Raw genomic sequence first — 21,705 nt, 5'->3', positions numbered from 1 at the left:
AATGGTAGCCAATGCGCGTGAAGGGAAGGACAACCCGCTTCAGGCCGACCCCGCCGTTGGCGGCACCTCAGGGGCTGCGTCGTCGGCGGGCGGTGCGTGGTCCTCCCCCAGCAGCCGCTGGCTGTCTTCATCGGCCAGCGGCAGCGGCGTGGCGCGCGCCAGCGCCATCCACACGCCGAAGGGCAGGCCGGTCCGCGCACGCCGCTGCGCGGACCGTGCCACCTGCAGGCGCTCACCACTGAGGACGAGCACGCCGCATTCGGGCGGAATCTCCTCCGGCTCCGCAATCGCGCGGCCCCGCGCGTCCTGCCCCAGCACGTACCAGCACTCGCCCAGGTGCTGATAGGCGGCGCGCTTGCCGGGCTGGCGCAGGTCGCCCAGCAGGTCGGCTCGCCGCACCTTCACCTCGTGCACGATGGGTTCCACGTACGCCTCCACCGAGGTCTGGCGGATGGAGAACACGTCCGGCCGGGCGATGCACCAGCGCAGCGCCTGCGTGTCGTCTTCGGCTGGGATCTGCGCTCGCAGGCTCAGGCCGCGCCAGGCCAGGCGGCCGGCGCGCGTCATCTCGCGCGCCACGCGTTCCACCAGCGCCTCATGCGCGGACAGCGCCGCGCGGTTGCGGGCCAGCACCGTGGCCATCCAGCGCAGGCCCTCGTCGGTGACACGCAGGGTCTCGTGGCCCGTGGGCGCCTGCACGCGCTGCAGAAGGCCCGCGGCCAGCAGGTCGATCTCCAGCGGGTCCTGGCTGGGCCAGCCGGCGGAGCGGTAGATGTCGCGCAGCCGCCGCGCGTGTGCGCGTACTAGCGGGGCGAGGGGGGCCGGGGCGGGGTCAGCGGACATGGTCGCAGCGACGTTCGTCCGCCAGTGTGGCGCAAACCCGGCGTGCGTGGCATGCTGGCGGCACGCCGGCCCGCCGTGCGCGAGCCAGATGCTGCCCATGCCCCCTCTGCCGCCGCCCCAGTTCCTGTACGTGCACGTCAACAAGCGCTGCAACCTGCGCTGCGGCCATTGCGACTTCTGGCAGCAGGACGACGCGGACAGCGAGCGCTATGTCCAGGGCGAGCGCATGCGCGAGCTGCTGGCGGAGTTCGCGAGCCTCAACCCGCGCGGCCGCGTGGTGATCTGCGGCGGCGAGTCGATGCTCGACCTCGACCGCTACTTCCACATCACCACCACCTGCCGCGCGCTCGGCCTGCGTGCGCTGAGCGTCGTGAACGGCACACGCATCCGTGACGAGGCCATGGCCGAGCGCATGGTGCGTGAAGGGCCGCATGAAGTGTCGGTGTCGCTGAACAGCCACCGGGCCGAACTGCACGACCGCACACGGGGCGTCGAGGGCTCGTTCGACAAGGCGGTGGAGGCCTTGCGCCTGCTGCTGGCCGCGCGCCGGCGCCAGGGCGCCGACGACGTGCGCATCCATGTCATGGCCCTGGTCTTCGACGAGAACTATCGGGAGCTGGAGCCGTTCTACGACTTCGTGCTGAACGACGTGGGCGCCGACAAGATGAAGCTGAACATCCTGCAGCCGAGCTTCGGTCATGGCGGCGACATGGATGCCTTCTTCGTGCAGCACCACCGGGTGGATGCCGACCGGCTGGCCGAGGTGATCGATCGCTGCGACCAGCGCTTTGGCCTGGGCCTGAACCCGGCCTTCAAGGCCCAGGCGGCGATGTACTTCCGCTCGCTGCAGGGCGTGCCGGATCTCGCGCGTGGCTGGGGCGCCTCGGCCCGCACGACCGAGCACATCTGCAACACCTACGAGCGCAACATCATGGTGGACCACTACGGCGTGGCGCGGTTGTGCTTTGCGACGATCTTTCCTGGCATGCCGTTGCGACAGCCAGGTGACCTGACGCGCTTCTGGCAGCTGGCGCAGCCGGTGCGCGAGGCCATGCGCAGCTGCAATCGCCTGTGCGGCATCAGCCACAGCGTGCGGCGCGAGACGTCGACCGTCGCGTCATGGCGCCATGCTCAGGCGTTGCGCGCCACCGGCAGCCTGAGCAGTCCGGTCGAAAGCGCGGTGCCCAGCACGATGACGGCGCCGCACAGGATCATCCAGCTCGTCACGGCCTCCGACAGGAACAGCGCGCCATAGATCACCGCGAACACCGGCACCACGAAGGTGACCGCCAGCGAGCGCGAGGGCCCCAGCTTCTCGATCAGGCGGAAGTACAAGACATAGGCGACACCGGTGCACAGCACGCCGACCACGGTGACCGCCAGCCAGGCCTGCGTGCCGGGCATCTGCGCTGGCCACAGCCACAGCGCGGGCAGTGCCAGCCCCAGCGTGGCGCCGAGCTGGCTGCCGGCGGCCAGCACCAGCGGCGGCACGCCGGTGAGATAGCGCTTGGTGGCGCTGGCCGCAATGCCGTAGCAGGCCGTGGCCGCCAGGCAGGCGAGCACCGCCCACGCCGGTGCGATGCCGGACGGCCCGGGCGTGAAGCTCGCCTTCTCGCCGGCGAGCAGGGCGACCCCGGCGAACCCGATGACCAGGCCCAGCACGCGCGAGCCATTGGGCCGGTCCTCCAGCCACAGCCACGCGACCAGGGCGCCGAACAGCGGCACGGTGGCGTTCAGGATCGCCGACAGGCCGGTGCTGATGGACAGCAGCGCAAAGGCGAACAGCGCGAACGGGATGCCGGAATTGATGACGCCCACCAGGCACACCGCGCGGCCGTGCTGCCGGAACGCCGCGCCCAGCCCGCGCCACCACACCAGCGGCAGCAGGAACAGCGCGGCGATCGCCACCCGCACAAAGGCGGTGGGCAGCGCGCCGAAATCCCCCACCGCATAGCGCATGAAGAGGAAGGACGATCCCCAGATGGCGGCCAGCAGGATGAAGTCGATTCGGGACGAGACAGGCATGGGTTGCGAGTGTGGGGGCGCGGCCGCCGCGGGATGTCAGGGGCATTGATGAAAGATGGGGCGGGCATTGATCCCGCCGGCACATCAATGCAGCGCGCCCTCGAGCCGCAGCAGGGCCGTCTTGCGGTCCAGCCCGCCGGCGTAACCAGTGAGCGAGCCGTCCGAGCCCGTCACCCGGTGGCAGGGCACGACGATGCTCCAGGGGTTGCGGCCCACCGCCGCCCCCACGGCGCGCGCGGCTTCGGGGCGCCCGATGGCGCGGCCGAGCGCGGCATAGCTGAGGGTCTGGCCGCGCGGAATGGCACGCAGGGCCTGCCACACGCTGCGCTGGAAGTCCGTGCCGCGCCGGGTGTCCAGCGGCAGGTCGAAATCGCGGAGCCGGCTGGCGAAGTAGGCCGCGAGCTGCGAGGCTGCTTCATGCAGCACCGGATGCCGCGCGTCTTCCGGCCACGTGTGGCGCAGCGGCCCATGGCGCTGGCCGACGAACCACACGCCGGCCAGGCCGTCCTCGGTGGCTGCCAGCAGCATGGGGCCGAGCGGGCTGGTGGTGCGAAGGCTGGCCGTGGGGGCGTGGGGGTCGTGGGCGGGCATGGTGGCAGGGGCAAGGGCGTGCGGGTGGCGGGTTGGAGCGGGCTGCGTGAACAAGGTCGCCTCCGGGTCAGTGCGTGGGGGTTGTGGAACGAGCGCCTGGGGCAGGGCGCTGGGGCGCCGTGGCAGCGTTGGCAGCGGGCAGCGCCGGTGCGGGTGCGCCGAGCCCATGCCACGCACGGATCACGGCGTAGCTGCGCCAGGGCCGCCAGGCCTGCGAGGCCGCCTCGGCCGCACGGGCGGGCTGGCGCTCCTGCTGCACGCCCAGCGCCTTGTGCAGGGCCACGTCGCCCGCCGGAAAGGCATCCGGCCAGCGCAGCGCGCGCATCGCGATGTACTGCGCCGTCCAGTCGCCGATGCCGGGCAGGGCCTTCAGGGCCTCGATCGTGGCGGGCACGTCGGCACCGGCATGCAGCTGCAGCGTGCCATCCGCCGTGGCGCGGGCCAGGGCGACGATTGCGGCTTGCCGCTGGCGCACGATACCCAGCTCACCGAGCGCGTTGCCCTCTGCATCCGCCAGCACCTGCGGGGCGGGGAAGAGGCGATGCAGGCCGGGCACCGGCGTCTCCAGCGGGGCGCCGAACCGATCCACCAGCCGGCGGGCCAGCGTGCGTGCGGCCGCCACCGTGATCTGCTGGCCCAGCACGGCGCGCACGGCCAGCTCCCAGCCGTTCAGCGTGCCCGGCACGCGCAGGCCCGCCGTGCCGGGGAAGTGCGATTCCAGCCGGGCCTGGATGACGGCCGGGTCCGCGTCCAGGTCCAGCGTGGCACGCAGACGGCGGATCACCAGCGGCAGCACCTCCCGCAGGCCGTCGCCTACTTCCAGCGTCACCACCGGCTGGCTGTCGTCGAAGCGCGCCACCAGCCAGCCGGCGCAGGTGCGCCCGCCGTTCGTGATCGCCAGGGTCCTGGCCAGGCTGCGCCCTTCCACCTGTTCCATGCCTTCGATGGCCCGCGTGCCGAAGAAGCCGAGCATCGCGTCCACGTCGTAGGGCGGCCGATAGCCCAGCCGCACGGTCACCCGGCCCTGAGCCGGCCGCGCGCCCTCGCGCCGCACCTGCGTCGGGCTCAGCCCGTAGTGCTGGGCGAAGGCCGCGTTGAAGCGGCGCACGCTCGCGAATCCGCTGGCCAGCGCCACCTGCGTGACGGGCAGGTCGGAATCGGCCAGCAACTGCTTGGCGGTGAGCAGGCGGCGCGTCTGCAGGTACTGCAGCGGCGAGACGCCCAGCCGCGCCTCGAACAGGCGGCGCAGGTGGCGGTCGCTCACGCCGAGGCGGGCCGCGAGTTGCTCCACCGTCGGCAGGCCGTCGGGCCAGGCGTCGGGCTCGTCCAGCAGGCGCGCGGCCTGGCTCGCCAGCGTGTCGCTTGCGTCCTGGATGGACCAGGCCTGCGCCTGGGGCGCCAGCTCCGGCCGGCAGCGCAGGCAGGGGCGGAAGCCGGCGCCTTCGGCCTGTGCCGGCAGGGTGAAGAAGCGGCAGTTCTCGCGCCGTGGCGTGCGCACGCGGCACACCGGCCGGCAGTAGATGCCGGTGCTGGTGACACCGGTGAAGAACACGCCGTCGAAGCGCGCATCACGCGCCTGCAGCGCCTGGTAGCAGGCGTCCGGGTTCAGGGTCGGCGACGCGGTGGACATGCAGGCATGATACGGAGCGGGCGGGCGGCGGCTGGCCGTTTTCGGACATGTCGCTGGCGGTGCCTGATCGGATGTGGATCCTGTCTCCCAGCCCAGGGGCGGGGAAGGGACATAGAATGAGCCATGAACACTGCGCTTTCCCCCATCGAGTCAGAGTTCAGCACGGTGGATGAAGCCCAGGCGCATGACGTCTGGTTCCGTTCGCAGGTGCAGGCGAGTCTGGATGATCAGCGGCCCTGCATGGCGCACGATGCGGTCATGGCCGAGATGGACCGGATCATTGCCCAGGCAGAGCAGGACAAGTCCTTCAAGGCCGACTGAGGGATGCTGCCGATCGTCTGGCGAGCCCGGGCGCGCGAAAACCTCGCGGAGATCATTCGGTACATTGCGCGGCACGATCCCGCCGCGGCACGCCGCATCAAGACGTTGATCGAACAAGCGGTCGTCCCCCTCGCGGAGCACCCCTATCTTTTCCGGTCAGGTCGGGTGGCTGGCACGCGTGAGGTGGTGGCGCATCCCAACTACATCGTGGTCTATCAGGTTGCCACCGACCGGATCGAAGTGGTTCAGGGGCTCCACGCCAGGCAGCGCTATCCCTGACGCTACGCCCTTCCTCGTTGAGCGCAGCGCGCAGGGATCTGGTGCCACAGGACGACGCAGGTCCGGCGGCCTGTCCACGGGCCTGTCGCCTCCTAGAATGTGAGTCGGCTATTTTTCCCCTCACCGCAGCAGGACCCATGCAGCTCAGCCCCAGCATCTTCAAGGCCTACGACATCCGCGGCATCGTGCCGAGCACGCTCGACGAGCAGGTGGCCGAGGCGCTGGGACGCGCCTTCGGCACCGTGGCCCGCCGTGAGGGGGAGACCGCGGTCGCCGTCGGCAGGGATGGTCGCCTCTCCGGCCCGTCGCTCTCGGCCGCCCTGGTGCGCGGCCTGGTGGCCAGCGGCGTGGACGTGATCGATGTCGGGATGGTCACCACGCCCATGCTGTACTTCGCGGCCAGCACGCTGTGCACCAGCGGCATCCAGGTGACCGGCAGCCACAACCCCAGGGACTACAACGGCTTCAAGATGGTGATGGCCGGCCGCGCCATCCACGGCGAGGAGATCCAGGCCCTGCGCCGCATGATGGAGACAGCCGGCTGGGATCAGCCCGCGCGCCCGGGCGGCATCCGCAACGTGAATGTGCTGGGCCCCTACCGCGACCGCATCGCGAGCGACGTGAAGCTCGCCCGACCGCTGAAGATCGTGGTGGATTCGGGCAATGGCATCGCCGGTGCCTCGGCGCCCGACATCTTCCGCCGCCTCGGGTGCGAGGTGATCGAGCTGTACAGCGAGGTGGACGGCAACTTCCCCAACCACCACCCGGACCCGAGCAAGCCCGAGAACCTGCGCGACCTGATCGCGAAGCTGAAGGAGACGGGTGCCGAGCTGGGGCTGGCCTTCGACGGCGACGGTGACCGCCTGGGCATCATCACCCGCGACGGCAACAACATCTACCCCGACCGGCAGATGATGCTGTTCGCGCAGGACGTGCTCTCGCGCGTGCCCGGCGCGCCCATCCTGTTCGACGTGAAGTGCTCGCAGCGCCTGGCGCCGGCCATTGCCGCGGCGGGCGGCCAGCCGGTGATGTTCAAGACCGGCCACTCGCTGATCAAGGCCCGCATGAAGGAGCTGCAGGCGCCGCTGGGCGGCGAGATGAGCGGCCACATCTTCTTCAAGGAGCGCTGGTTCGGCTTCGACGACGGCACCTATGCCGGCGCGCGGCTGCTGGAGATTCTCTCGCGCTCGCCCGACCCGAGTGCGGTGCTCGACGCGCTGCCCACGAGCCACTCCACCCCCGAGCTGAACGTGAAGTGCGCCGAGGGCGAGCCGCACCGCGTGGTGGACGAACTGGTGAAGAAGGCGCACTTTCCCGCGGCGCAGGTGGCCACCATCGACGGCCTGCGGGTCGACTGGCCGGATGGCTTCGGCCTCGTGCGCGCCTCCAACACCACGCCGGTGCTGGTGTTGCGCTTCGAGGGCCACACGCCCGAGGCCCTGCACCGCATCGAGGGCGAGATGCTCGCGCTGCTGCGCAGCGTGAAGCCCGACGCCGCCATCGGCGAGGCGGCGCACTGAGCGCTGCCGCGAACGGCGACGCGGACAGCGCCGCTCCGCGCGCATGAAGATCCTGATCGTCAAGCTCTCTTCGCTCGGCGACGTGGTGCATGCCATGCCGGCGGTGCAGGACATCCTGGCGGCCGTTCCCGATGCGCAGGTGGATTGGGTGGTGGAGCGCGGCTTCGCGCCGCTGGTGGCGCGCTGCCGCGGCGTGCATCGCGTGGTGCCCTGCGAGCTGCGGCGCTGGCGGCGCGAGCCGCTCTCGGCCGATACGCGCGCGGCCTGGCGCGCCTTCCGCGCGGACCTGCGGCAAGAGGCCTACGACGCGGTGATCGATCTGCAGGGGCTGGCCAAGTCGGCGCTGGTGGCGCGCCTGGCGCGGCTGGCGCCGGGCGGGCGCCGCTTCGCGATGGCCAATCGCACCGAGGGCTCCAGCTACGAGGCGCCCACGCGTTGGGTGGCGGATGTGGCCATCCCGCTGGCACCGCGCGTGCATGCGGTGCAGCGCTCGCGGCTGCTGTGCGCGGCGGCGCTGGGGTACGAGGTGCCGGCGGTGTTGCGGCAGGGCCTGGCGGGTTCCGGTGATGGCGCGGTCGTCGATCCGCGACCCTGCGTGGCCTTCGTGCATGGCACCTCGCGCGACGACAAGTGCTGGCCCGAGCCGCACTGGATCGAGCTGGGTCGCCGCCTGTTGGCCGCCGGCTTCACCCTCGGCCTGCCGCAGGGCGGCCCGACGGAGCGCGAGCGGGCCGAGCGGCTCGCCGCCGCACTGGGGCCGCTGTGCGAGGTGTGGGCTTCGATGGCCCTCGATGCCTTGACCGAACGGCTGGCCCGCTGCGCCGGCGTGATCGGGGTGGACAGCGGCCTCAGCCATATCGCGGTGGCGCTCGACCTGCCGCACGTGCAGATCTACAACTTCGACACGGACTGGCGCACCGGGCCGCAGGGCGCGGCCCATCAGTGCAGCGTGCGGGGAGATCCGACTCCCACTGTTGATGCGGTGTGGTCGGCGTGGCAGGCCGTGCAGGCGGCGGCAGGCGACTCACCACGGACCGGCGCCTCGTCATGATGCGCGCCCTGTACTCGCTGGCCCTGCGCGCCGCGCAGCCCTTGCTGCGTCGCAAGCTGCGTCGGCGCGGGCGCGCCGAGCCGGGCTATCTGGTGGCCATCGAGGAGCGCTTCGGTCGCTACGAGGCCCCCACCGGGCCGGGCCGGCTCTGGATCCACGCGGTGTCGCTCGGCGAGACCCGCGCCGCTGCCATCCTGCTGCACGCCGTGCGTCAGCGCCAACCCAGCCTGCGCGTGCTGCTCACCCACGGCACGGCCACCGGCCGCGCCGAGGGCGCGAAGCTGCTGCGTGAAGGCGATGCGCAGGCCTGGCTGCCCTGGGACACGCCCGAAGCCGTGGCGGCGTTCCTGGATCACTTCTGCCCCTGCGGCGGCGTGCTGATGGAAACCGAGGTGTGGCCCAACCTCACCGCCGCCTGCCAGGCGCGCGGTATCCCGCTCATGCTGGCGAATGCGCGCCTGTCCGAGAAGTCGATGCGGCAAGCGCTGCGCCTGGCCAGCCTGGCGCGGCCGGCCTATGGCGCTCTGGCCGCCGTGTGGGCGCAGACCGAGGCCGACGCCGAGCGCCTGCGCACCTTGGGCGCCACCGTGCAGGGTGTGTTCGGCAACCTCAAGTTCGACGCCACGCCCGATGCGGTGCAGCTCGCCCGCGGCCAGGCCTGGCGCGCGGCCGCCGGCCGGCCGGTGGTGGCCTTCGCCAGTTCCCGCGAGGGCGAGGAGGCCGAGTTCCTGCGCGCGGTGCGTGCCCATGCGGATGTGCAGTGGCTGCTGGTGCCGCGTCATCCGCAGCGCTTCGACGAGGTGGCTCGGCTCGCAGCGGACGCAGGCTTCAGCGTCGCGCGCCGCAGCGCCTGGGGTGACGGGCCGCCGCCCGCGGCGCAGGTCTGGATCGGCGACTCACTGGGCGAGATGGCGCAGTACTACGGCCTGGCCCACGTCGCGCTGCTGGGCGGCAGCTTCGCGCCGCTGGGCGGGCAGAACCTGATCGAGGCGGCGGCCTGCGGCTGCCCGGTGGTGATGGGGCCGCACACGTTCAACTTTGCCGAGGCGGCGGCGCTGGCGCAGGCCGCGGGGGCGGCGCAGCGGGTCGGCAGCATGGAGGAGGGGGTGCGGGTGGCCGTTGCGCTCGCGGGCGATGCCGTGGGCCGTGAGCGCGCTGCAGAAGCGGGCCTGGCGTTCGCAGCTGCGCATCGGGGGGCAGCGATGCGCACGGCGGAGGCGGTGCGGGGGATGGTCGGGCGAGGGTGAGGCGTGGGAACGCTGGGGTTGCGCTGCGCTCCACCCCAGCCTACCCAAAGACCTGTCGCTGGCTGCGTTCCGTAGGCTGGGGTGGAGCGCCAGCGCAACCCCAGCGTTCCTGGGCGCTACTTCCCCACCAGCTTGTTCAACTGCGTCAGATCGTCGGCCTGCAGCGTGCCGTTCGCCTGGCGCAGGCGCAGGCCGCCCAGCAGCACGTTGTAGCGGGCCACGGCGAGATCGCGCTTGGTCTGGAACAGCTGGCTCTGGGCATTGAGCACGTCGATGTTGATGCGCACGCCCACCTGGTAGCCCAGCCGGTTGGCATCCAGCGCGCTCTGGCTCGACGCCTCGGCGGCCTCCAGCGCGCGCACCTGGCCCTGGCCGGACAGCACGCCGAAGTAGGCCGTGCGGACCGCCTGGCTGACGGTGCGGCGCGCGGCTTCCAGGTCCGCGCGGGCCTTCTCTTCCAGGGAGAGCGTCTCGCGGACCCGGTTCTGTACCGCGAAGCCGGCGAACAGCGGCAGGTTCAGCACCACGCCCAGGCTGGCGTTCTTCGGTCGCGACTCCGCCGCCGAGGTGGTGCTGCCGCTGCTGCGGGTGAGGCTGTAGCTGGCGTTCAAATCCACCGTGGGCTTGTGGCCGGCCTTGGCCTTCACCGTCTCCAGCTCGGCCACCTCGACCGCCGTGCGTGCGCTCAGGATCGCCGGGCTCGCGGCTTCCGCGGCCTGCACCCACGCCTCGGCGTCGGCCGGCTGCGGCGGCTGCACGTTCAGCGGCGTCACCAGCGGGTTGGGCTGTACGTCGCGCTTGCCCACCAGGTTGTCCAGCGCGAGCTTCTTCACCCGCAGGTCGTTCTCGGCCGCGATCTCCTGCGCCACGACGAGGTCGAAGCGGGCCTGCGCCTCGCGCGTGTCCGTGATGGTGGAGGTGCCGACCTCGAAGTTGCGCTTGGCCGCGGCCAGCTGCTCGGCGTTGGCGGCCTTCTGCGCGCGCACGAAGGTCAGCGTGTCCTGCGCGGCCAGCACGTCGAAGTAGGCCTGGCTCACGCGGAGGATGAGGTCCTGGCTGGCGGTGGTCAGCGTGTACTCGGCCAGGCGGAGCTGCCGGTCGCCCTGTTCCGCGGTGGCCGTGTTGGCCGGCCGGTACAGCGGCTGCGAGGCGCTGATCGCCGCGCTCTTGGTGGTGTAGCTGCGCTCCACCACCGGGTTGTCGTTCTCGAACCGGTTGCGCGTGGCGCTTGCCTGCAGGCCAGCGGTGGGCCAGAGGCCGGCCTTGGCCTGCTCGGCGCGGGCGAGGTTGGCCTCGTACTGCGCGCGCGCGCCCTGCCAGGTGGCGTCGTAGGCCTTCGCCATCTCATACAGCTCCAGCAGGCTTTGCGCCTGGGCGGGTGCGCCCCAGGCCAGCAACACGGCCACGGAGAGGGGGGCTAGCCTTGCCAGTTTCATGAGTTCGTCCTTCTGAAGTTCGATGGGGTGGGCGCCGGCGCTCAGGAGCGGTCAATAGCGCGGCACGGCCGGATCACGTTCGCGCGCCCAGGCCTCGATGCCGCCGGTGATGTTGGCCACGCGGCCGAAGCCTTGTCGGGCCAGGAACATCGCCACCTGCTGGCTGCGGCCGCCGTGGTGGCAGAGGCAGGCAATGGCCGCATCGGCGGGCAGCTCGGCGAGGCGCGCCGGGATGCTGGCCATGGGCATGGCGACCAGCTCGAAGCCGTCGGGCTTCACGCTGGCAGTCTGCAGTTCCCACGGCTCGCGCACGTCGAGCACCAGCGCGCGCGGCGCGGCCTGCGCGGCGAGCCACTCATTCACCTGGTTGGGTCGCACCTGGTCGATCATCGCGCGGCTGCCTGTCTGTCAGAAGTGGAAACGTGAAGGCTGTGCAAAGTTCGCCAGCCGCGGCGCCACCGTGTCCCAGGGCTGGGTCGTCGCGAAGGTGGCCTCACCCGTGCGGCGCACGAAGGTGGCGCGCATCACCGGCTCGTCACCGACGATGGCGGCCAGCCGGCCCCCCACCTTGAGCTGGTCCAGCAGCGCCTGCGGGACCTCATGCACCGAGCCGGAGAGCAGGATCACGTCGAACGGGCCATGGGCGGCCATGCCCTTGCTGCCATCGGCCTGCCGCACCTCCGCGTTGCGGATGCCGGCGCGCTGCAGGTTGTCGCGCGCGAGCTGCGCGAGCGCGGGGTCGATCTCCAGCGTGAACACGCGCTGCGCGCGGCTGGCCAGCAGCGCGGCCATGTAGCCGGAACCGGCGCCGATCTCCAGCACGGTCTCATGGGCCTGCGGGGCCAGATCCTGCAGCAGCCGGGCCTCGACCTTGGGCGCCAGCATGCACTGGCCGCGGCGCATCGCCTCCTCGGAGGGGCTCGCCAGCGGGATCTCCATGTCCACGAAGGCCAGCGCGCGGTGGGCAGCGGGCACGAAGTCCTCGCGCTTCACGCGCTCCAGCAGGGCCAGCACCTCCAGATCCAGCACCTCCCAGGGGCGGATCTGCTGTTCGATCATGTTGAAGCGGGCGCGTTGCAGGTCAAGCGGGGCGTTCATGGCGGTCTCGGGTTTCAGCGGTCAGGACAAACCATCCATTTTAGAAGCGGGCACAGCCTGCGCGCCGCCACCGCCCGCGGCGGGCCGGCGGCCGCGGCGCAGCCAGGCGGCGAAGTCGTCCAGATAACAGTAGACCACCGGCACCACCACCAGTGTCAGCAGCGACGAGGTGATCACCCCGCCGATCACCGCCTGGCCCATGGGCGCGCGCTGCTCCGAGCCCTCGGTCAGCGCGAAGGCGAGCGGCACCATGCCGAAGATCATGGCCAGCGTGGTCATCAGGATCGGGCGCAGCCGCACCTTGGCGGCCAGCAGCAGGGCGGCCGCGCGCTCCATGCCCTGCTCCCGCGCGCGGATGGCGAAGTCCACCAGCAGGATGGCGTTCTTGGTCACCAGGCCCATCAGCATGACGATGCCGATGACGGAGAACATCGACAGCGTGGAGCGGAACAGCATGAGCGCCAGCACCACGCCGATCAGCGTGAGCGGCAGCGAGGTCATCAGCGCCAGCGGCTGCAGGAAGCTCCTGAACTGGCTGGCCAGGATCATGTAGATGAAGATCACGGCCATCGCCAGCGCCGACACGGCATAGCCGAACGACTCGCGCATGTTCTTGGTGGAGCCCCCGAACTGGTAGCGGTAGCCGGGCGGGAAGGCGACCTCGTCCAGCGCGGTGCGGATGTCGGCCGACACATCGCCGGCGGCGCGGCCGTAGGCGTTGGCGTTGATGGCCACCTCGCGCGTGAGGTCGCGGCGGTTGATCTGGTTCGGGCCGGTCCCCTCGGTGAGCGTGGCCACCTGGTTCAGGCGCACCACGCGCGGCGAGCCGTCGGCGTTCAGCCCGGTGGCGAAGGGCAGGCGCTCCAGGTCGGCCGGGGCCGTGCGCGCATCGGGCGCGAGGCGCACGTTCACGTCATAGGTCTGGTCGTCGGGGGCGCGCCAGTTGCCCACCGTCTGGCCAGCCACCAGCGTGCGCATGGAGCCGGCGATCTGCGCCACCGACAGGCCCAGGTCCGAGGCGGCGTCGCGGCGGATCTCGATCTCCACCGTGGGCTTGTCGGGCTTGACGCTGGAATCCAGGTCCACCAGGCCGGGGATGGGGCGGATCTTCTCCATCACCAGGCGCGACAGGCGCTCCAGCTCGCGCAGGTCGGGCCCCTGCAGCGAGAACTCGATCTGCTTGTTGCCGCCCACGGCGTCCAGCAGGCCGGCATGGGTGACGGTGATGCCGGGCACCTGCCGCAAGCGCTCGCGCAGCACGCCCGCCATCTGGTCGGCGTTGACCTGGCGGTCCTTGCGGTCCACCAGGCGGATGTAGATGTTCGCGTAGATCTTGCCCGCGGCGTTGCCGGTGTTGATGGTGGCCACCGTGTAGCGCACCTCCTTGAACTCGCGGATGATCGCTTCCACCTGCCGCGCCTTGGATTCGGTCAGCTCCAGCGAGGAGCCCACCGGGGTGTGGAAGGTGACCGTGGTCTCCGAGAAGTCGGCCTTGGGCACGAACTCGGTGCCCAGCAGCGGCACCATCACCAGGCTCGTCACGAAGATGAGGAACGAGCCAATCACGGTGGTGAGGCGATGCGCGAGCGACCAGCGCAGCACGCCCTGGTACCACTCGGCCAGGCTGTCGGTGGCGCGGTCGAACCAGCCGGTCACGCGGCCGATGGACTTGTCGTACCAGTCCCACTGCTCGCGCGGCTTGGTGTGCCCGTGCGCCTCGGCCTCGGGGTCGTGCCACACCGAGGAGAGCATGGGGTCGAGCGTGAAGCTGACGAACATCGAGATCAGCACCGCCGCCACAATGGTGACGCCGAACTCGTGGAAGAACTTGCCGATGATGCCGCCCATGAAGCCGATGGGCAGGAACACCGCGACGATGGAGAAGGTGGTGGCCAGCACGGCCAGCCCGATCTCCTGCGTGCCGTCCAATGAGGCCTGGTAGGGGGGCTTGCCCATCTGCACGTGCCGCACGATGTTCTCGCGCACCACGATCGCGTCGTCGATCAGCAGGCCCACGCACAGCGACAGCGCCATCAGCGTGATCATGTTGATCGAGAAGCCGAAGGCGTACATGAACAGGAAGGTGCCGATCAGCGCGATCGGCAACGTGAGCCCGGTGATGACGGTGGAGCGCCAGGAGTTCAGGAACAGGAAGACGATTAACACGGTGAGCACCGCGCCCTCGATCAGCGTGCGCTGCACGTTGGCCACCGACACGCGGATCGGCCGCGACGAATCGGTCACCGGCTCCAGCCGCACGCCGGGCGGCAGCTGCGCCTTCATCTCGGCCAGCGTGGCCTGCAGGCCGTCGATGACGGCGATGGTGTTCTCGTCCTGCGACTTCTGCACCGTGAGCAGCAGCGTGCGCTGGCCGTTGTAGAGCGCCAGGCTGTCGATCTCCTGCGCGCCGTCGGCCACGCGCGCGACCTGTTCCACGCGCACCGGCACCCCGTTGCGGCGGGTGATGATGATCTTGCCGAAGTCCTCGGGCCGCTGCATGCGCGCGTCGATCTGCACCACGCGCTCCTGCGCGAGCGAGCGCACCGCGCCCACCGGCAGATCCTGGTTCTCGCTGCGCACGGCGGCGGCCACCTGGTCCGCGGTCACGCCCAGGGCTTCCAGGGCCGGCGGATCCAGGTAGATGTTGATCTCGCGCTTGGTGCCGCCGACCAGCGTGACGGAGCCCACGCCGCGCACGTTCTCCAGCCGCTTCTTCAGCACCTGGTCGGCCCAGTTGGTGAGTTCCACCGCGGTCGGCGCGCGGGCGCCCGCGGCGGCCTCGGGCAGCACCGCCAGCGACCAGATGGCGCGGCTGGAGGGGTCGAACCGCAGCACGCGCGGCTCCTTCACCTCGGTGCGGAAGGTGGGCCGTACCGAGGCGATCTTCTCCCGCACGTCCTCGGCCGCCTTGCGCCCGTCGATGTGGAGCTGGAACTCGATGATGACGACGGCCTGGTTCTCGTAGCTGCGCGAGGTGAGGGCGTTGATGCCGGCGATGGAGTTCACCGCCTCCTCGATCTTCTTGGTGACCTCGCTCTCCACGATCTCGGGCGAGGCGCCGGGGTATTCGGCCGTGACCACCACCACCGGGAAGTCGATGTTGGGGAACTGGTCGACCTTCAGGCGCTGGTAGGAGAACAGGCCCAGCACCACGATGGCGAGCATCACCATCGTGGCGAACACGGGATTCTTCAGGCTGACGCGGGTGAACCACATGGCCGCTGCGCGCTCAGGGCTTGGGGGTGCGGACGGCCGAGGCCGCCGGCGTGGCCGCCACGCCGCCCGTGAAGCGAACCAGCGTGCCCGGCCGCAGCGTGCCCACGTGGCCGCGGATCACCTGTGCGCCGGCCGGCACACCCTCCACCGCCACCCAGGTCTCGCGACCCGATTCGCCGCGCGCGCCAGGCTGCACCGTGCGGTGCGCCACGCGGCCGGCTTCCACCACCTGCACATAGGGGGAGGGCTTGTCGGTACGCACCGCGGCCAGCGGCACGGCCAGCGAAGAGACCTGCCCGGTCGCCAGCGTGCCCTGCGCGAACAGGCCCTGGCGCAGGCCCGTCGTCTCCGAGAGAGTCAGGTAGGTCGGCACGCTGCGGCTGGCCGCCTGTGCACTGGGGTTGATGCGCACCACGCGCGCCGTCACCGGGGCGGTGCGGCCTTCCACCGTGAGCAGGGCTTCCTGGCCGACCCGCACGTCGATGGAGTCGGCCGCGCCCAGCGTGGCTTCGAGTTCCAGCCGCGAGACATCCACGATCTCCAGCACCCGCACGTCGATCGCCACGCGCTCGCCGGGCTGCGCGAGCCGCTGCGAGATGACGCCGGCGATGGGGGCCTTCAGCACCGTGTCATCCAGCGACTTGCGCGCCACGTCCACCGCGGCCAGCGCCGCCTTGTGGTTGGCCTCGGCCGCGACGAAGTTGTTCCAGGAGGTGTCGAGCGCCGTGCGCGAGATGAAGCCCTGGTCCACCAGGGCCTTGTTGTTGTTCCACTGCCGCTGCGCGATGTCGATCTGCGCGCGCGCCGCGTCGGCCTGCTCCTGCGCCTGCTTCAGCCGCGCCTGTGCCTCGGTGGGGTCGATGCGGGCCACCACCTGGCCGGCCTGCACCGCGTCACCCTCGCGCAGCGTCAGGTCACGCAGCTCGCCGGCCACGCGCGCCTTGACGAAGGCGGAGTTCACCGCGCGCAGCGAGCCGGAGACGGGCAGGCCGCGGGTGAGGTTGCGCGTCTCGGCCAGCACCACGTCGGTCGCGGCCAGCTCCACTGCCGCCTCGGCCTTGGCCGAGGCCGTGGCCTGGGCGGCCGCCTGCTGGGCCTTGCGGGCATTCAGCGCGCGCAGGCCGCCGCCGATGACCAGCAGCAGCACCAGCGCGGCGACGATCCACTTCCAGGGCAGGCGCTTCATCGGGCGTTCTCCGCGCCAGGACGGATCAGGCCGTGCAGGAGGATGTCGGCGTGCAACTGCACGTAGCGCTCGGGGTCCAGCGCATAGTCCTGCGGCATGCAGGCGGCCAGGGAGTGTTTCATCATGATCAGGTGGATCATCGGCGAGACGATGGCGTAGACGGCGTAGTCCACGTCCATGGGACGGAACTCGCCGCGGTCGATGCCGCGCTGCAGGATGCGGCGGATCAGCTCGGTGCCGGGGCGCACGACCTCCTGCTGGTAGAAGGCCGCGATGTCGGGGAAGTTGCGGGCCTCGCTGATGATCAGCTTGGTCAGGCCCGAGGCCCGGGTGGCGCCCACGCGCTCCCACCAGGCCCGCATGCAGTAGTGCACCAGTTCGGCCGATGTGCCCTCGAACGCATCGAACTCCTGGTTCCATTCCTTGAAGCGGCCAGCCAGGTTCTCGCGCACGACGGCCTTGAACAGTTCTTCCTTGCTGGGGAAGTACAGGAACAGCGTGCCCTTGGAGACACCTGCGCGCGCGGCCACCTCCTCGGCGCGGGTGGCGGCGAAGCCCTTCTCGACGAACAGGTCGAGCGCGGCCTCCAGCAGCTCGCCGGGGCGGGCTTCCTTGCGGCGCTCGCGCCGGGCCGTGCCTTCATCCGGCCGGTCGCCGATCAACTTTCCAAGTACGGGAGACATGAGCGGGCGCAACCACCGGCGCAGGCGCACCAGAAGCAGCGATTTCTTAATGACTGACTGGTTAGTAATGTAGCGGTGCAGGCCGGCAGGCGTCAAGTCAAGGGGCGGTAAAGCCTGCACCACCCCGGTGCCTCAGCGGCCGGCTGTCGTCGTGAACCGCAGGCCCAGCCATTCGCGCAGCACCTGCCGCGAAAGCGTGAGGCCGTGCGTGGAGGGCAGCCACTCCAGCAGCTGGCGCTCAAGCGGCGCGGGGAACTGCGTGGGCGCCGGCACCACCTCCAGGCCCACGCCGCGGAAGTGCGCCTCGGCGCGCTGCAGGTGCCAGGCGTCGGACACCAGCGCGATGCGGCGCACGCCGTCGGGCCGCAGCAGCGCCGCGATCCGCTCCGCGTTCTCGCGGGTGTCGCGCGAACGGTCGTCCAGCCAGCGCAGGGGCAGGCCGTAATCCTCCTGCAGCACGCGGCGTGCCGCCGTGCCCTCCACGCTGTCGGTGCCGGTGGCTGCCCAGCCGATGCCGCCGGCAAAGGCCAGCGGCTTGCCGCTGCGACGCGCCAGCCAGGCGCCATAGCGCAGGCGGGCCAGGGTGTGCTCGGACGGCTGGGCCCAGCCGTACTCGGGCGCATGGGGCCGCATGCCCCCACCGAGGACCACGATGGCCTGCACGCGTGCGAGCGCCGCATCGCTCACCGGGGGCGGCAAGTCCACCAGGTGCCGGGTCAGGAACACGGCCACCCCATTCAGACTCAGAGCCAGGGTGACGACGACACCGGCCGCGGCGAGGACGATGCCCGTTCGCCGCCAGCGCCATGCGAGCGCCAGCCCCAGCAGCGCCAGCAGCAGCGGCCCGGCGGGCGGCAGCGCCAGCGCGGTGAGGATGGGCTTCAGGGCACCGGGTTCCATGGCCCGCGCATCGTAAGCGCCCCGGCCCCACGAAAGATCCGGCTCACGCGACCGACTACATTATTTGATCCTGGAGATGATCATGGCGGAAGAGCAAACCATCGTGCTGGGCGGCGGCTGCTTCTGGTGCACCGAGGCGGTGTTCAAGGAGGTGCGGGGCATCACCGACGTCGAGTCGGGCTACTGCAACGGGCAGGTCGAGCGCCCCAGCTACGAGGCCGTGTGCACCGGCCAGACCGGCCACGCGGAGGTGGTCCGGCTCCGATTCGACCCGGCGCAGATCAGCCTGCGCCAGATCCTGGAGATCTTCTTCGTCGTGCACGACCCCACCCAGCTCAATCGGCAGGGCAACGACGTCGGCACCCAGTACCGCAGCGGCATCTACTTCACCACGCCGGCCCAGGAGGCCGAGGCCCGCGCCTTCCTGGCGGAGCTGGCCGCGCAGAAGACCTTTCCCCGGCCGGTGGTGACCGAGCTGCAACCGCTCTCGAACTACTGGCCCGCCGAGGACTACCACCAGGATTTCTTCGAGAAGAACCCCTACCAGGGCTACTGCATGGCGGTGGCGGCCCCCAAGGTGGCCAAGTTCCGCAAGACCTTCGCCGAACTGCAGCGCCCCTGATTCGCAAGTGATTCGCTCCCGCGGCCTGCACTACCTCTATCCGCAAGGGCCCGACCTGGCGTTTCCCGACGTCGACGTGCCGCAGGGCGGCCTGCTGCTGGTGCAGGGGCGATCCGGCGCGGGCAAGTCCACCTGGCTGGCGCTGGCGGCGGGCCTGCTGGCACCCGCCGGTGAGCTCACCGTCGCCGGGCAGGACCTCGCCGCCCTGCCGCGGTCGGCGCGCGACACGTGGCGCGGCCGCTCGGTGGGCTTCCTGCCGCAGCGCCTGCACCTGAGCGATGCGCTCGACGTGGCGGGCAACCTGGCCCTCGCCTACTTCGCGGCCGGCCTGCCGCGGGACGATGGCGCCATCCGCGCCGCGCTGGCCGCGCTGCAGGTGGAGGCGCTGGCCCATCGGCGCCCCAGCCAGCTCTCGGGCGGGCAGGCGCAACGCGTCGCGCTGGCGCGCGCCGTGCTGCAGAAGCCGCGGGTCCTGCTCGCCGATGAGCCCACGGCCAGCCTGGACGATGAATCCGCCGCCGCTGCGCTGGATCTGCTGCGCCAGACGGCGTCGGCTTGCGGGGCGACGCTGGTGGTGGCCACACACGATGCCCGCGCCCGCACCGCGCTGGCGCAGGCGAGTGTGCTGCAACTGGCCTCGGCCGGAGGCGTGCCATGAGCATTCCGGCCCTGGCCTGGCGCTACCTGTGGTCGCGGCCGCTCGCCGCGCTGCTGAACCTGCTGCTGCTGACGCTGGGGCTGGGGTCCATCACCTTCGTGCTGCTCGTGGGGCATCAGGTCGAGCGCTCCTTCCAGCGTGACCTGGCGGGCATCGACCTGGTGGTGGGCGCCAAGGGCAGCCCGCTGCAGCTGATCCTGGCCGGCGTGTTCCATATCGACGTGCCCACCGGCAACATCCCGCTGGCGGAGGCGCGCAGCCTGGCGGCGCGCAGCGAGGTGGCGCAGATGATTCCGCTCAGCCTGGGCGACAGCTACCAGGGCTTCCGCATTGTCGGGACCACCACGGACTACCTGCGCCACTACGAGGCGCGGCTGGCCCAGGGCGCCGAGTGGCGCGCGCCGCTGCAGGCCGTGGCGGGCGCGCAGGCCGCGGCGCGGGCGGGCCTGGCCGTGGGCAGCCGCTTTGTCGGCAGCCACGGTCTGGGCGGCGGCGGGCATGCGCACGGCGACACGCCCTACGAGGTGAGCGGCGTGCTCGCGCCCTGCGGCTGCGTGCTGGACCGGCTGATCCTGACCAGCAGCGAATCGGTCTGGCGCGTGCACGACAAGGCGCTTGCCGTGGAGGAGGAGGACCGCCAGGCCGTCGAAGAGTCCCGCGAGATCACCGTCGCCCTGATCCGCTACCGCACGCCGCTGGCCGCGGTGAGCTTTCCGCGCTGGGTGAACACGCACACCGAGATGCAGGCCGCGGCGCCCGCCATCGAGGTCACGCGCCTGCTGCGCCTGCTGGGCGTGGGCAGCGAGGTGTTGCAGGGCGTGGGGGCGGTGCTGCTGCTCACCGCGGCGCTGTCGGTCTTCATCGCCCTGTGGACGGCGGTGCGGGAGCGCCGGGCCGATCTCGCCATGCTGCGCATGCTGGGGGCCCCGCCCATGCGGGTGGCGGCCCTGCTCAGCGCCGAGGCGCTTTGGCTGGGCGTGATCGCCTCGGTGCTGGGGCTGTTCGTGGGCCATGGCTTGACAGGTTTGATAGGCTCGATCCTGGAACAGCGGCAATCCCTGCCCTTGACCGGCTGGCTCTGGGTGCCAGCCGAGGCGCTGGTGCCGCTGGCCGCGCTGGCCACCGCCGTGGTGGCCGCGCTGGTGCCCGTGCTGGGCGCCTACCGCCTGGATGTGACCGAACTGCTGAACGCGAGGTGATGCGATGCAGAGACTGTGGATCGTGCTGCTGCTGGCTCCCCTGGCCGCCTGGGCGCAAGGCCAGCACACGGCCGCCGAGATCAGGAAGGACGCCGAGCGGCACCGCCAGATGGCGGCGGCCCATGCCGAGGCGGCGAAGTGCCTGGAGTCGGGCCAGAAGCCCGACCAGTGCATGAAGGCTTTGCAGGCCGCTTGCAAGGGCCTGGCCATCGGCAAATACTGCGGGATGAAGCACGAGCATTGAGCGTGGTCCGCGCGGACCCGATAGGAGTCGACATGAAGTTTTCTGCCCTCGTCCTGGCTGGCCTGCTGGCTGCCGCGCCCGCCTGGGCCCAGTTGTCGTCGCCCCTGCCGGCCGGGCAGGGTGCCGGCGTGCACAGCCCCGAAAGCCCCATCGCGCCGCTGCCCCAGCGCAAGGACGTGGTGCCGTGGTCCATGCTGACCACCATCGCGACCAAGGTCGAGAAGAACCGCGTGCTGCCCGTCTTCAACAAGGACCAGCTCGCGCTGAACCAGAAGCCGCAGCGCGTGCAGGGCTTCATGATGCCGCTGGAGCCGGGCGAGAAGCAGACCCACTTCCTCCTCAGCTCGGTGCCGCTCACCTGCTCGTTCTGCGTGCCCGGCGGGCCCGAGAGCATGATCGAGGTGAAGACGAAGCAGCCGGTGCGCTACACGATGGAGCCGGTGGTGGTGGAAGGCCGCTTCGCCACGCTGAGCGATGATCCGTACGGTCTGTACTACCGCGTGACGGACGCGGTGGCGGTGAAGTAGGCCGGCTGGCTTGCGCACCCCTTCGGTCAGGGCTCGATGGCGCGGGTGGCTGCTGCCGCTGGCGCTGGCCGTGCTGGCGGCCCAGTGGCTGGGTCTGGTGCACGGGGTCGTGCACGGCCCGGGCAGTGGCGTCGCGCAGGTGCAGGCGCCGTCCCGGGGGCCGGTGGCGCACGGCGATGCCCACGCCGAACTCGGTGATCTGTTCGCCGGCCACGACGAGGTGGCCTGCCGCCTGGCCGATGCCATCGGCCATGATGCCGCGCCGCTGATCGCGGCGCCGCTGCTCCCCCTGCTGCCACCGGCCGCCGCGCTCCCGCGGCTGGCCCACGGTGAAGCGTGCGCCCGCTGGGCCGCGCTGTTCGACGCCCGCGCGCCGCCCGCCGCGGTTTCCTGATCCGTCTCCCCTGCCTGTGCCCGCTGGCGCTGCCT

The 21,705-nt window shown here is 71.2% G+C and carries 22 protein-coding genes and 1 pseudogene; 12 read left to right on the top strand and 11 right to left on the bottom strand.

Going from position 1 to position 21,705, the window contains the following annotated elements; genetic code table 11:
• Window positions 1–39: 39 nt before the first annotated feature.
• Window positions 40–843, bottom strand: a complete 804-nt coding sequence (locus ACE3T5_RS01460) for a hypothetical protein (protein WP_374663675.1) — start codon at window positions 841–843, stop codon at window positions 40–42.
• Here ACE3T5_RS01460 and ACE3T5_RS01455 point away from each other — a divergent pair.
• Window positions 773–1,471: pseudogene (locus ACE3T5_RS01455) on the top strand (radical SAM protein); the annotation flags it as partial. The gene ACE3T5_RS01460 and the pseudogene ACE3T5_RS01455 overlap by 71 nt on opposite strands.
• Before the next feature lie 503 nt (window positions 1,472–1,974).
• On the opposite strand, the gene ACE3T5_RS01450 reads toward ACE3T5_RS01455, so the two are convergent.
• From ACE3T5_RS01450 to ACE3T5_RS01440, 3 genes are all read right to left on the bottom strand, one after another.
• Complete coding sequence (locus ACE3T5_RS01450) at window positions 1,975–2,868, bottom strand: DMT family transporter (RefSeq protein WP_374663673.1); 894 nt, start codon at window positions 2,866–2,868, stop codon at window positions 1,975–1,977.
• 84 nt (window positions 2,869–2,952) lie between these two features.
• A complete protein-coding gene (locus ACE3T5_RS01445) occupies window positions 2,953–3,459 on the bottom strand; it encodes a methylated-DNA--[protein]-cysteine S-methyltransferase (RefSeq protein WP_374663671.1) in 507 nt (168 codons plus the stop codon).
• A 67-nt stretch (window positions 3,460–3,526) separates the two neighbouring features.
• Entirely contained in the window at window positions 3,527–5,089 is a 1,563-nt protein-coding gene (locus ACE3T5_RS01440) for an Ada metal-binding domain-containing protein (protein WP_374663669.1), read from the bottom strand.
• 123 nt (window positions 5,090–5,212) lie between these two features.
• Here ACE3T5_RS01440 and ACE3T5_RS01435 point away from each other — a divergent pair, with 123 nt between their 5' ends.
• The 5 genes from ACE3T5_RS01435 to ACE3T5_RS01415 all read left to right on the top strand — a co-directional run bounded on the left by ACE3T5_RS01435 (window position 5,213) and on the right by ACE3T5_RS01415 (window position 9,507).
• On the top strand, window positions 5,213–5,410 hold the full coding sequence (locus tag ACE3T5_RS01435; RefSeq protein WP_374663667.1) for a stability determinant: 198 nt from the start codon (window positions 5,213–5,215) through the stop codon (window positions 5,408–5,410).
• Window positions 5,411–5,413: 3 nt separating this feature from the next.
• On the top strand, window positions 5,414–5,689 hold the full coding sequence (locus tag ACE3T5_RS01430) for a type II toxin-antitoxin system RelE/ParE family toxin (protein WP_374663665.1): 276 nt from the start codon (window positions 5,414–5,416) through the stop codon (window positions 5,687–5,689).
• Between the two features lie 137 nt (window positions 5,690–5,826).
• Window positions 5,827–7,209, top strand: coding sequence for a phosphomannomutase/phosphoglucomutase (locus ACE3T5_RS01425; protein WP_374663663.1), 1,383 nt, complete (start codon window positions 5,827–5,829; stop codon window positions 7,207–7,209).
• A 43-nt stretch (window positions 7,210–7,252) separates the two neighbouring features.
• Window positions 7,253–8,260 (top strand): lipopolysaccharide heptosyltransferase I, encoded by a 1,008-nt coding sequence (waaC, locus tag ACE3T5_RS01420; protein ID WP_374663661.1) that lies wholly within the window; start codon window positions 7,253–7,255, stop codon window positions 8,258–8,260.
• A complete protein-coding gene (locus tag ACE3T5_RS01415; protein ID WP_374663659.1) occupies window positions 8,257–9,507 on the top strand; it encodes a 3-deoxy-D-manno-octulosonic acid transferase in 1,251 nt (416 codons plus the stop codon). The genes waaC and ACE3T5_RS01415 overlap by 4 nt, the downstream gene beginning before the upstream one ends.
• 116 nt (window positions 9,508–9,623) lie before the next feature.
• Here the strand turns inward: ACE3T5_RS01415 and ACE3T5_RS01410 are convergent, their stop codons facing one another.
• From ACE3T5_RS01410 to ACE3T5_RS01380, 7 genes are all read right to left on the bottom strand, one after another.
• A complete protein-coding gene (locus ACE3T5_RS01410; protein WP_374663657.1) occupies window positions 9,624–10,943 on the bottom strand; it encodes a TolC family outer membrane protein in 1,320 nt (439 codons plus the stop codon).
• Between the two features lie 51 nt (window positions 10,944–10,994).
• Window positions 10,995–11,333, bottom strand: a complete 339-nt coding sequence (locus ACE3T5_RS01405; RefSeq protein WP_374663655.1) for a rhodanese-like domain-containing protein — start codon at window positions 11,331–11,333, stop codon at window positions 10,995–10,997.
• A gap of 18 nt (window positions 11,334–11,351) precedes the next feature.
• Entirely contained in the window at window positions 11,352–12,041 is a 690-nt protein-coding gene (locus tag ACE3T5_RS01400; RefSeq protein WP_374663653.1) for a protein-L-isoaspartate O-methyltransferase, read from the bottom strand.
• A 21-nt stretch (window positions 12,042–12,062) separates the two neighbouring features.
• Window positions 12,063–15,257, bottom strand: coding sequence for an efflux RND transporter permease subunit (locus tag ACE3T5_RS01395; RefSeq protein ID WP_374663651.1), 3,195 nt, complete (start codon window positions 15,255–15,257; stop codon window positions 12,063–12,065).
• A gap of 13 nt (window positions 15,258–15,270) precedes the next feature.
• Window positions 15,271–16,443, bottom strand: coding sequence for an efflux RND transporter periplasmic adaptor subunit (locus tag ACE3T5_RS01390; protein WP_374663650.1), 1,173 nt, complete (start codon window positions 16,441–16,443; stop codon window positions 15,271–15,273).
• Entirely contained in the window at window positions 16,440–17,126 is a 687-nt protein-coding gene (locus ACE3T5_RS01385) for a TetR family transcriptional regulator (RefSeq protein WP_374663648.1), read from the bottom strand. Before ACE3T5_RS01385 ends, ACE3T5_RS01390 begins: the two co-directional genes overlap by 4 nt.
• A gap of 132 nt (window positions 17,127–17,258) precedes the next feature.
• Window positions 17,259–18,026: a YdcF family protein gene (locus ACE3T5_RS01380; RefSeq protein ID WP_374663646.1), complete on the bottom strand. Its 768-nt coding sequence runs from the start codon at window positions 18,024–18,026 to the stop codon at window positions 17,259–17,261.
• Window positions 18,027–18,108: 82 nt separating this feature from the next.
• On the opposite strand from ACE3T5_RS01380, the gene msrA reads away from it, so the two are divergent.
• From msrA to ACE3T5_RS01350, 6 genes are read left to right on the top strand one after another with little or no spacing between them, the layout of a single operon-like run.
• On the top strand, window positions 18,109–18,648 hold the full coding sequence (gene msrA / locus ACE3T5_RS01375; protein ID WP_374663644.1) for a peptide-methionine (S)-S-oxide reductase MsrA: 540 nt from the start codon (window positions 18,109–18,111) through the stop codon (window positions 18,646–18,648).
• Window positions 18,649–18,655: 7 nt separating this feature from the next.
• Entirely contained in the window at window positions 18,656–19,306 is a 651-nt protein-coding gene (locus ACE3T5_RS01370; RefSeq protein WP_374663642.1) for an ABC transporter ATP-binding protein, read from the top strand.
• Entirely contained in the window at window positions 19,303–20,505 is a 1,203-nt protein-coding gene (locus ACE3T5_RS01365) for an FtsX-like permease family protein (RefSeq protein WP_374663640.1), read from the top strand. The genes ACE3T5_RS01370 and ACE3T5_RS01365 overlap by 4 nt, the downstream gene beginning before the upstream one ends.
• A 4-nt stretch (window positions 20,506–20,509) precedes the next feature.
• The gene (locus ACE3T5_RS01360) at window positions 20,510–20,749 is read left to right on the top strand and encodes a hypothetical protein (RefSeq protein WP_374663637.1); all 240 of its coding nucleotides are present in this window, start codon (window positions 20,510–20,512) and stop codon (window positions 20,747–20,749) included.
• Between the two features lie 32 nt (window positions 20,750–20,781).
• Complete coding sequence (locus tag ACE3T5_RS01355) at window positions 20,782–21,276, top strand: DUF3299 domain-containing protein (RefSeq protein ID WP_374663635.1); 495 nt, start codon at window positions 20,782–20,784, stop codon at window positions 21,274–21,276.
• Between the two features lie 10 nt (window positions 21,277–21,286).
• Window positions 21,287–21,670 carry a hypothetical protein gene (locus ACE3T5_RS01350; RefSeq protein WP_374663633.1) on the top strand — a complete coding sequence of 128 codons (384 nt, stop codon included), beginning with the start codon at window positions 21,287–21,289 and terminating at the stop codon, window positions 21,668–21,670.
• The last annotated feature ends 35 nt before the right edge of the window (window positions 21,671–21,705 follow it).

This window comes from Ramlibacter sp., assembly GCF_041916345.1.
Taxonomy (GTDB): Bacteria; Pseudomonadota; Gammaproteobacteria; order Burkholderiales; family Burkholderiaceae_C; genus Ramlibacter.
Note: the sequence above shows the minus strand (reverse complement) of the source record. Positions and strands in the feature narration are given on the sequence as shown.

Excerpts from the sequence above, each read along its gene's own strand:
- ACE3T5_RS01460 (WP_374663675.1), bottom strand. The coding sequence starts at position 843 with ATGTCCGCTGACCCCGCCCCGGCCCCCCTCGCCCCGCTAGTACGCGCA.
- ACE3T5_RS01450 (WP_374663673.1), bottom strand. The coding sequence starts at position 2,868 with ATGCCTGTCTCGTCCCGAATCGACTTCATCCTGCTGGCCGCCATCTGG.
- ACE3T5_RS01445 (WP_374663671.1), bottom strand. The coding sequence starts at position 3,459 with ATGCCCGCCCACGACCCCCACGCCCCCACGGCCAGCCTTCGCACCACC.
- ACE3T5_RS01440 (WP_374663669.1), bottom strand. The coding sequence starts at position 5,089 with ATGTCCACCGCGTCGCCGACCCTGAACCCGGACGCCTGCTACCAGGCG.
- ACE3T5_RS01435 (WP_374663667.1), top strand. The coding sequence starts at position 5,213 with ATGAACACTGCGCTTTCCCCCATCGAGTCAGAGTTCAGCACGGTGGAT.
- ACE3T5_RS01430 (WP_374663665.1), top strand. The coding sequence starts at position 5,414 with ATGCTGCCGATCGTCTGGCGAGCCCGGGCGCGCGAAAACCTCGCGGAG.
- ACE3T5_RS01425 (WP_374663663.1), top strand. The coding sequence starts at position 5,827 with ATGCAGCTCAGCCCCAGCATCTTCAAGGCCTACGACATCCGCGGCATC.
- waaC (WP_374663661.1), top strand. The coding sequence starts at position 7,253 with ATGAAGATCCTGATCGTCAAGCTCTCTTCGCTCGGCGACGTGGTGCAT.
- ACE3T5_RS01415 (WP_374663659.1), top strand. The coding sequence starts at position 8,257 with ATGATGCGCGCCCTGTACTCGCTGGCCCTGCGCGCCGCGCAGCCCTTG.
- ACE3T5_RS01410 (WP_374663657.1), bottom strand. The coding sequence starts at position 10,943 with ATGAAACTGGCAAGGCTAGCCCCCCTCTCCGTGGCCGTGTTGCTGGCC.
- ACE3T5_RS01405 (WP_374663655.1), bottom strand. The coding sequence starts at position 11,333 with ATGATCGACCAGGTGCGACCCAACCAGGTGAATGAGTGGCTCGCCGCG.
- ACE3T5_RS01400 (WP_374663653.1), bottom strand. The coding sequence starts at position 12,041 with ATGAACGCCCCGCTTGACCTGCAACGCGCCCGCTTCAACATGATCGAA.
- ACE3T5_RS01395 (WP_374663651.1), bottom strand. The coding sequence starts at position 15,257 with ATGTGGTTCACCCGCGTCAGCCTGAAGAATCCCGTGTTCGCCACGATG.
- ACE3T5_RS01390 (WP_374663650.1), bottom strand. The coding sequence starts at position 16,443 with ATGAAGCGCCTGCCCTGGAAGTGGATCGTCGCCGCGCTGGTGCTGCTG.
- ACE3T5_RS01385 (WP_374663648.1), bottom strand. The coding sequence starts at position 17,126 with ATGTCTCCCGTACTTGGAAAGTTGATCGGCGACCGGCCGGATGAAGGC.
- ACE3T5_RS01380 (WP_374663646.1), bottom strand. The coding sequence starts at position 18,026 with ATGGAACCCGGTGCCCTGAAGCCCATCCTCACCGCGCTGGCGCTGCCG.
- msrA (WP_374663644.1), top strand. The coding sequence starts at position 18,109 with ATGGCGGAAGAGCAAACCATCGTGCTGGGCGGCGGCTGCTTCTGGTGC.
- ACE3T5_RS01365 (WP_374663640.1), top strand. The coding sequence starts at position 19,303 with ATGAGCATTCCGGCCCTGGCCTGGCGCTACCTGTGGTCGCGGCCGCTC.
- ACE3T5_RS01360 (WP_374663637.1), top strand. The coding sequence starts at position 20,510 with ATGCAGAGACTGTGGATCGTGCTGCTGCTGGCTCCCCTGGCCGCCTGG.
- ACE3T5_RS01355 (WP_374663635.1), top strand. The coding sequence starts at position 20,782 with ATGAAGTTTTCTGCCCTCGTCCTGGCTGGCCTGCTGGCTGCCGCGCCC.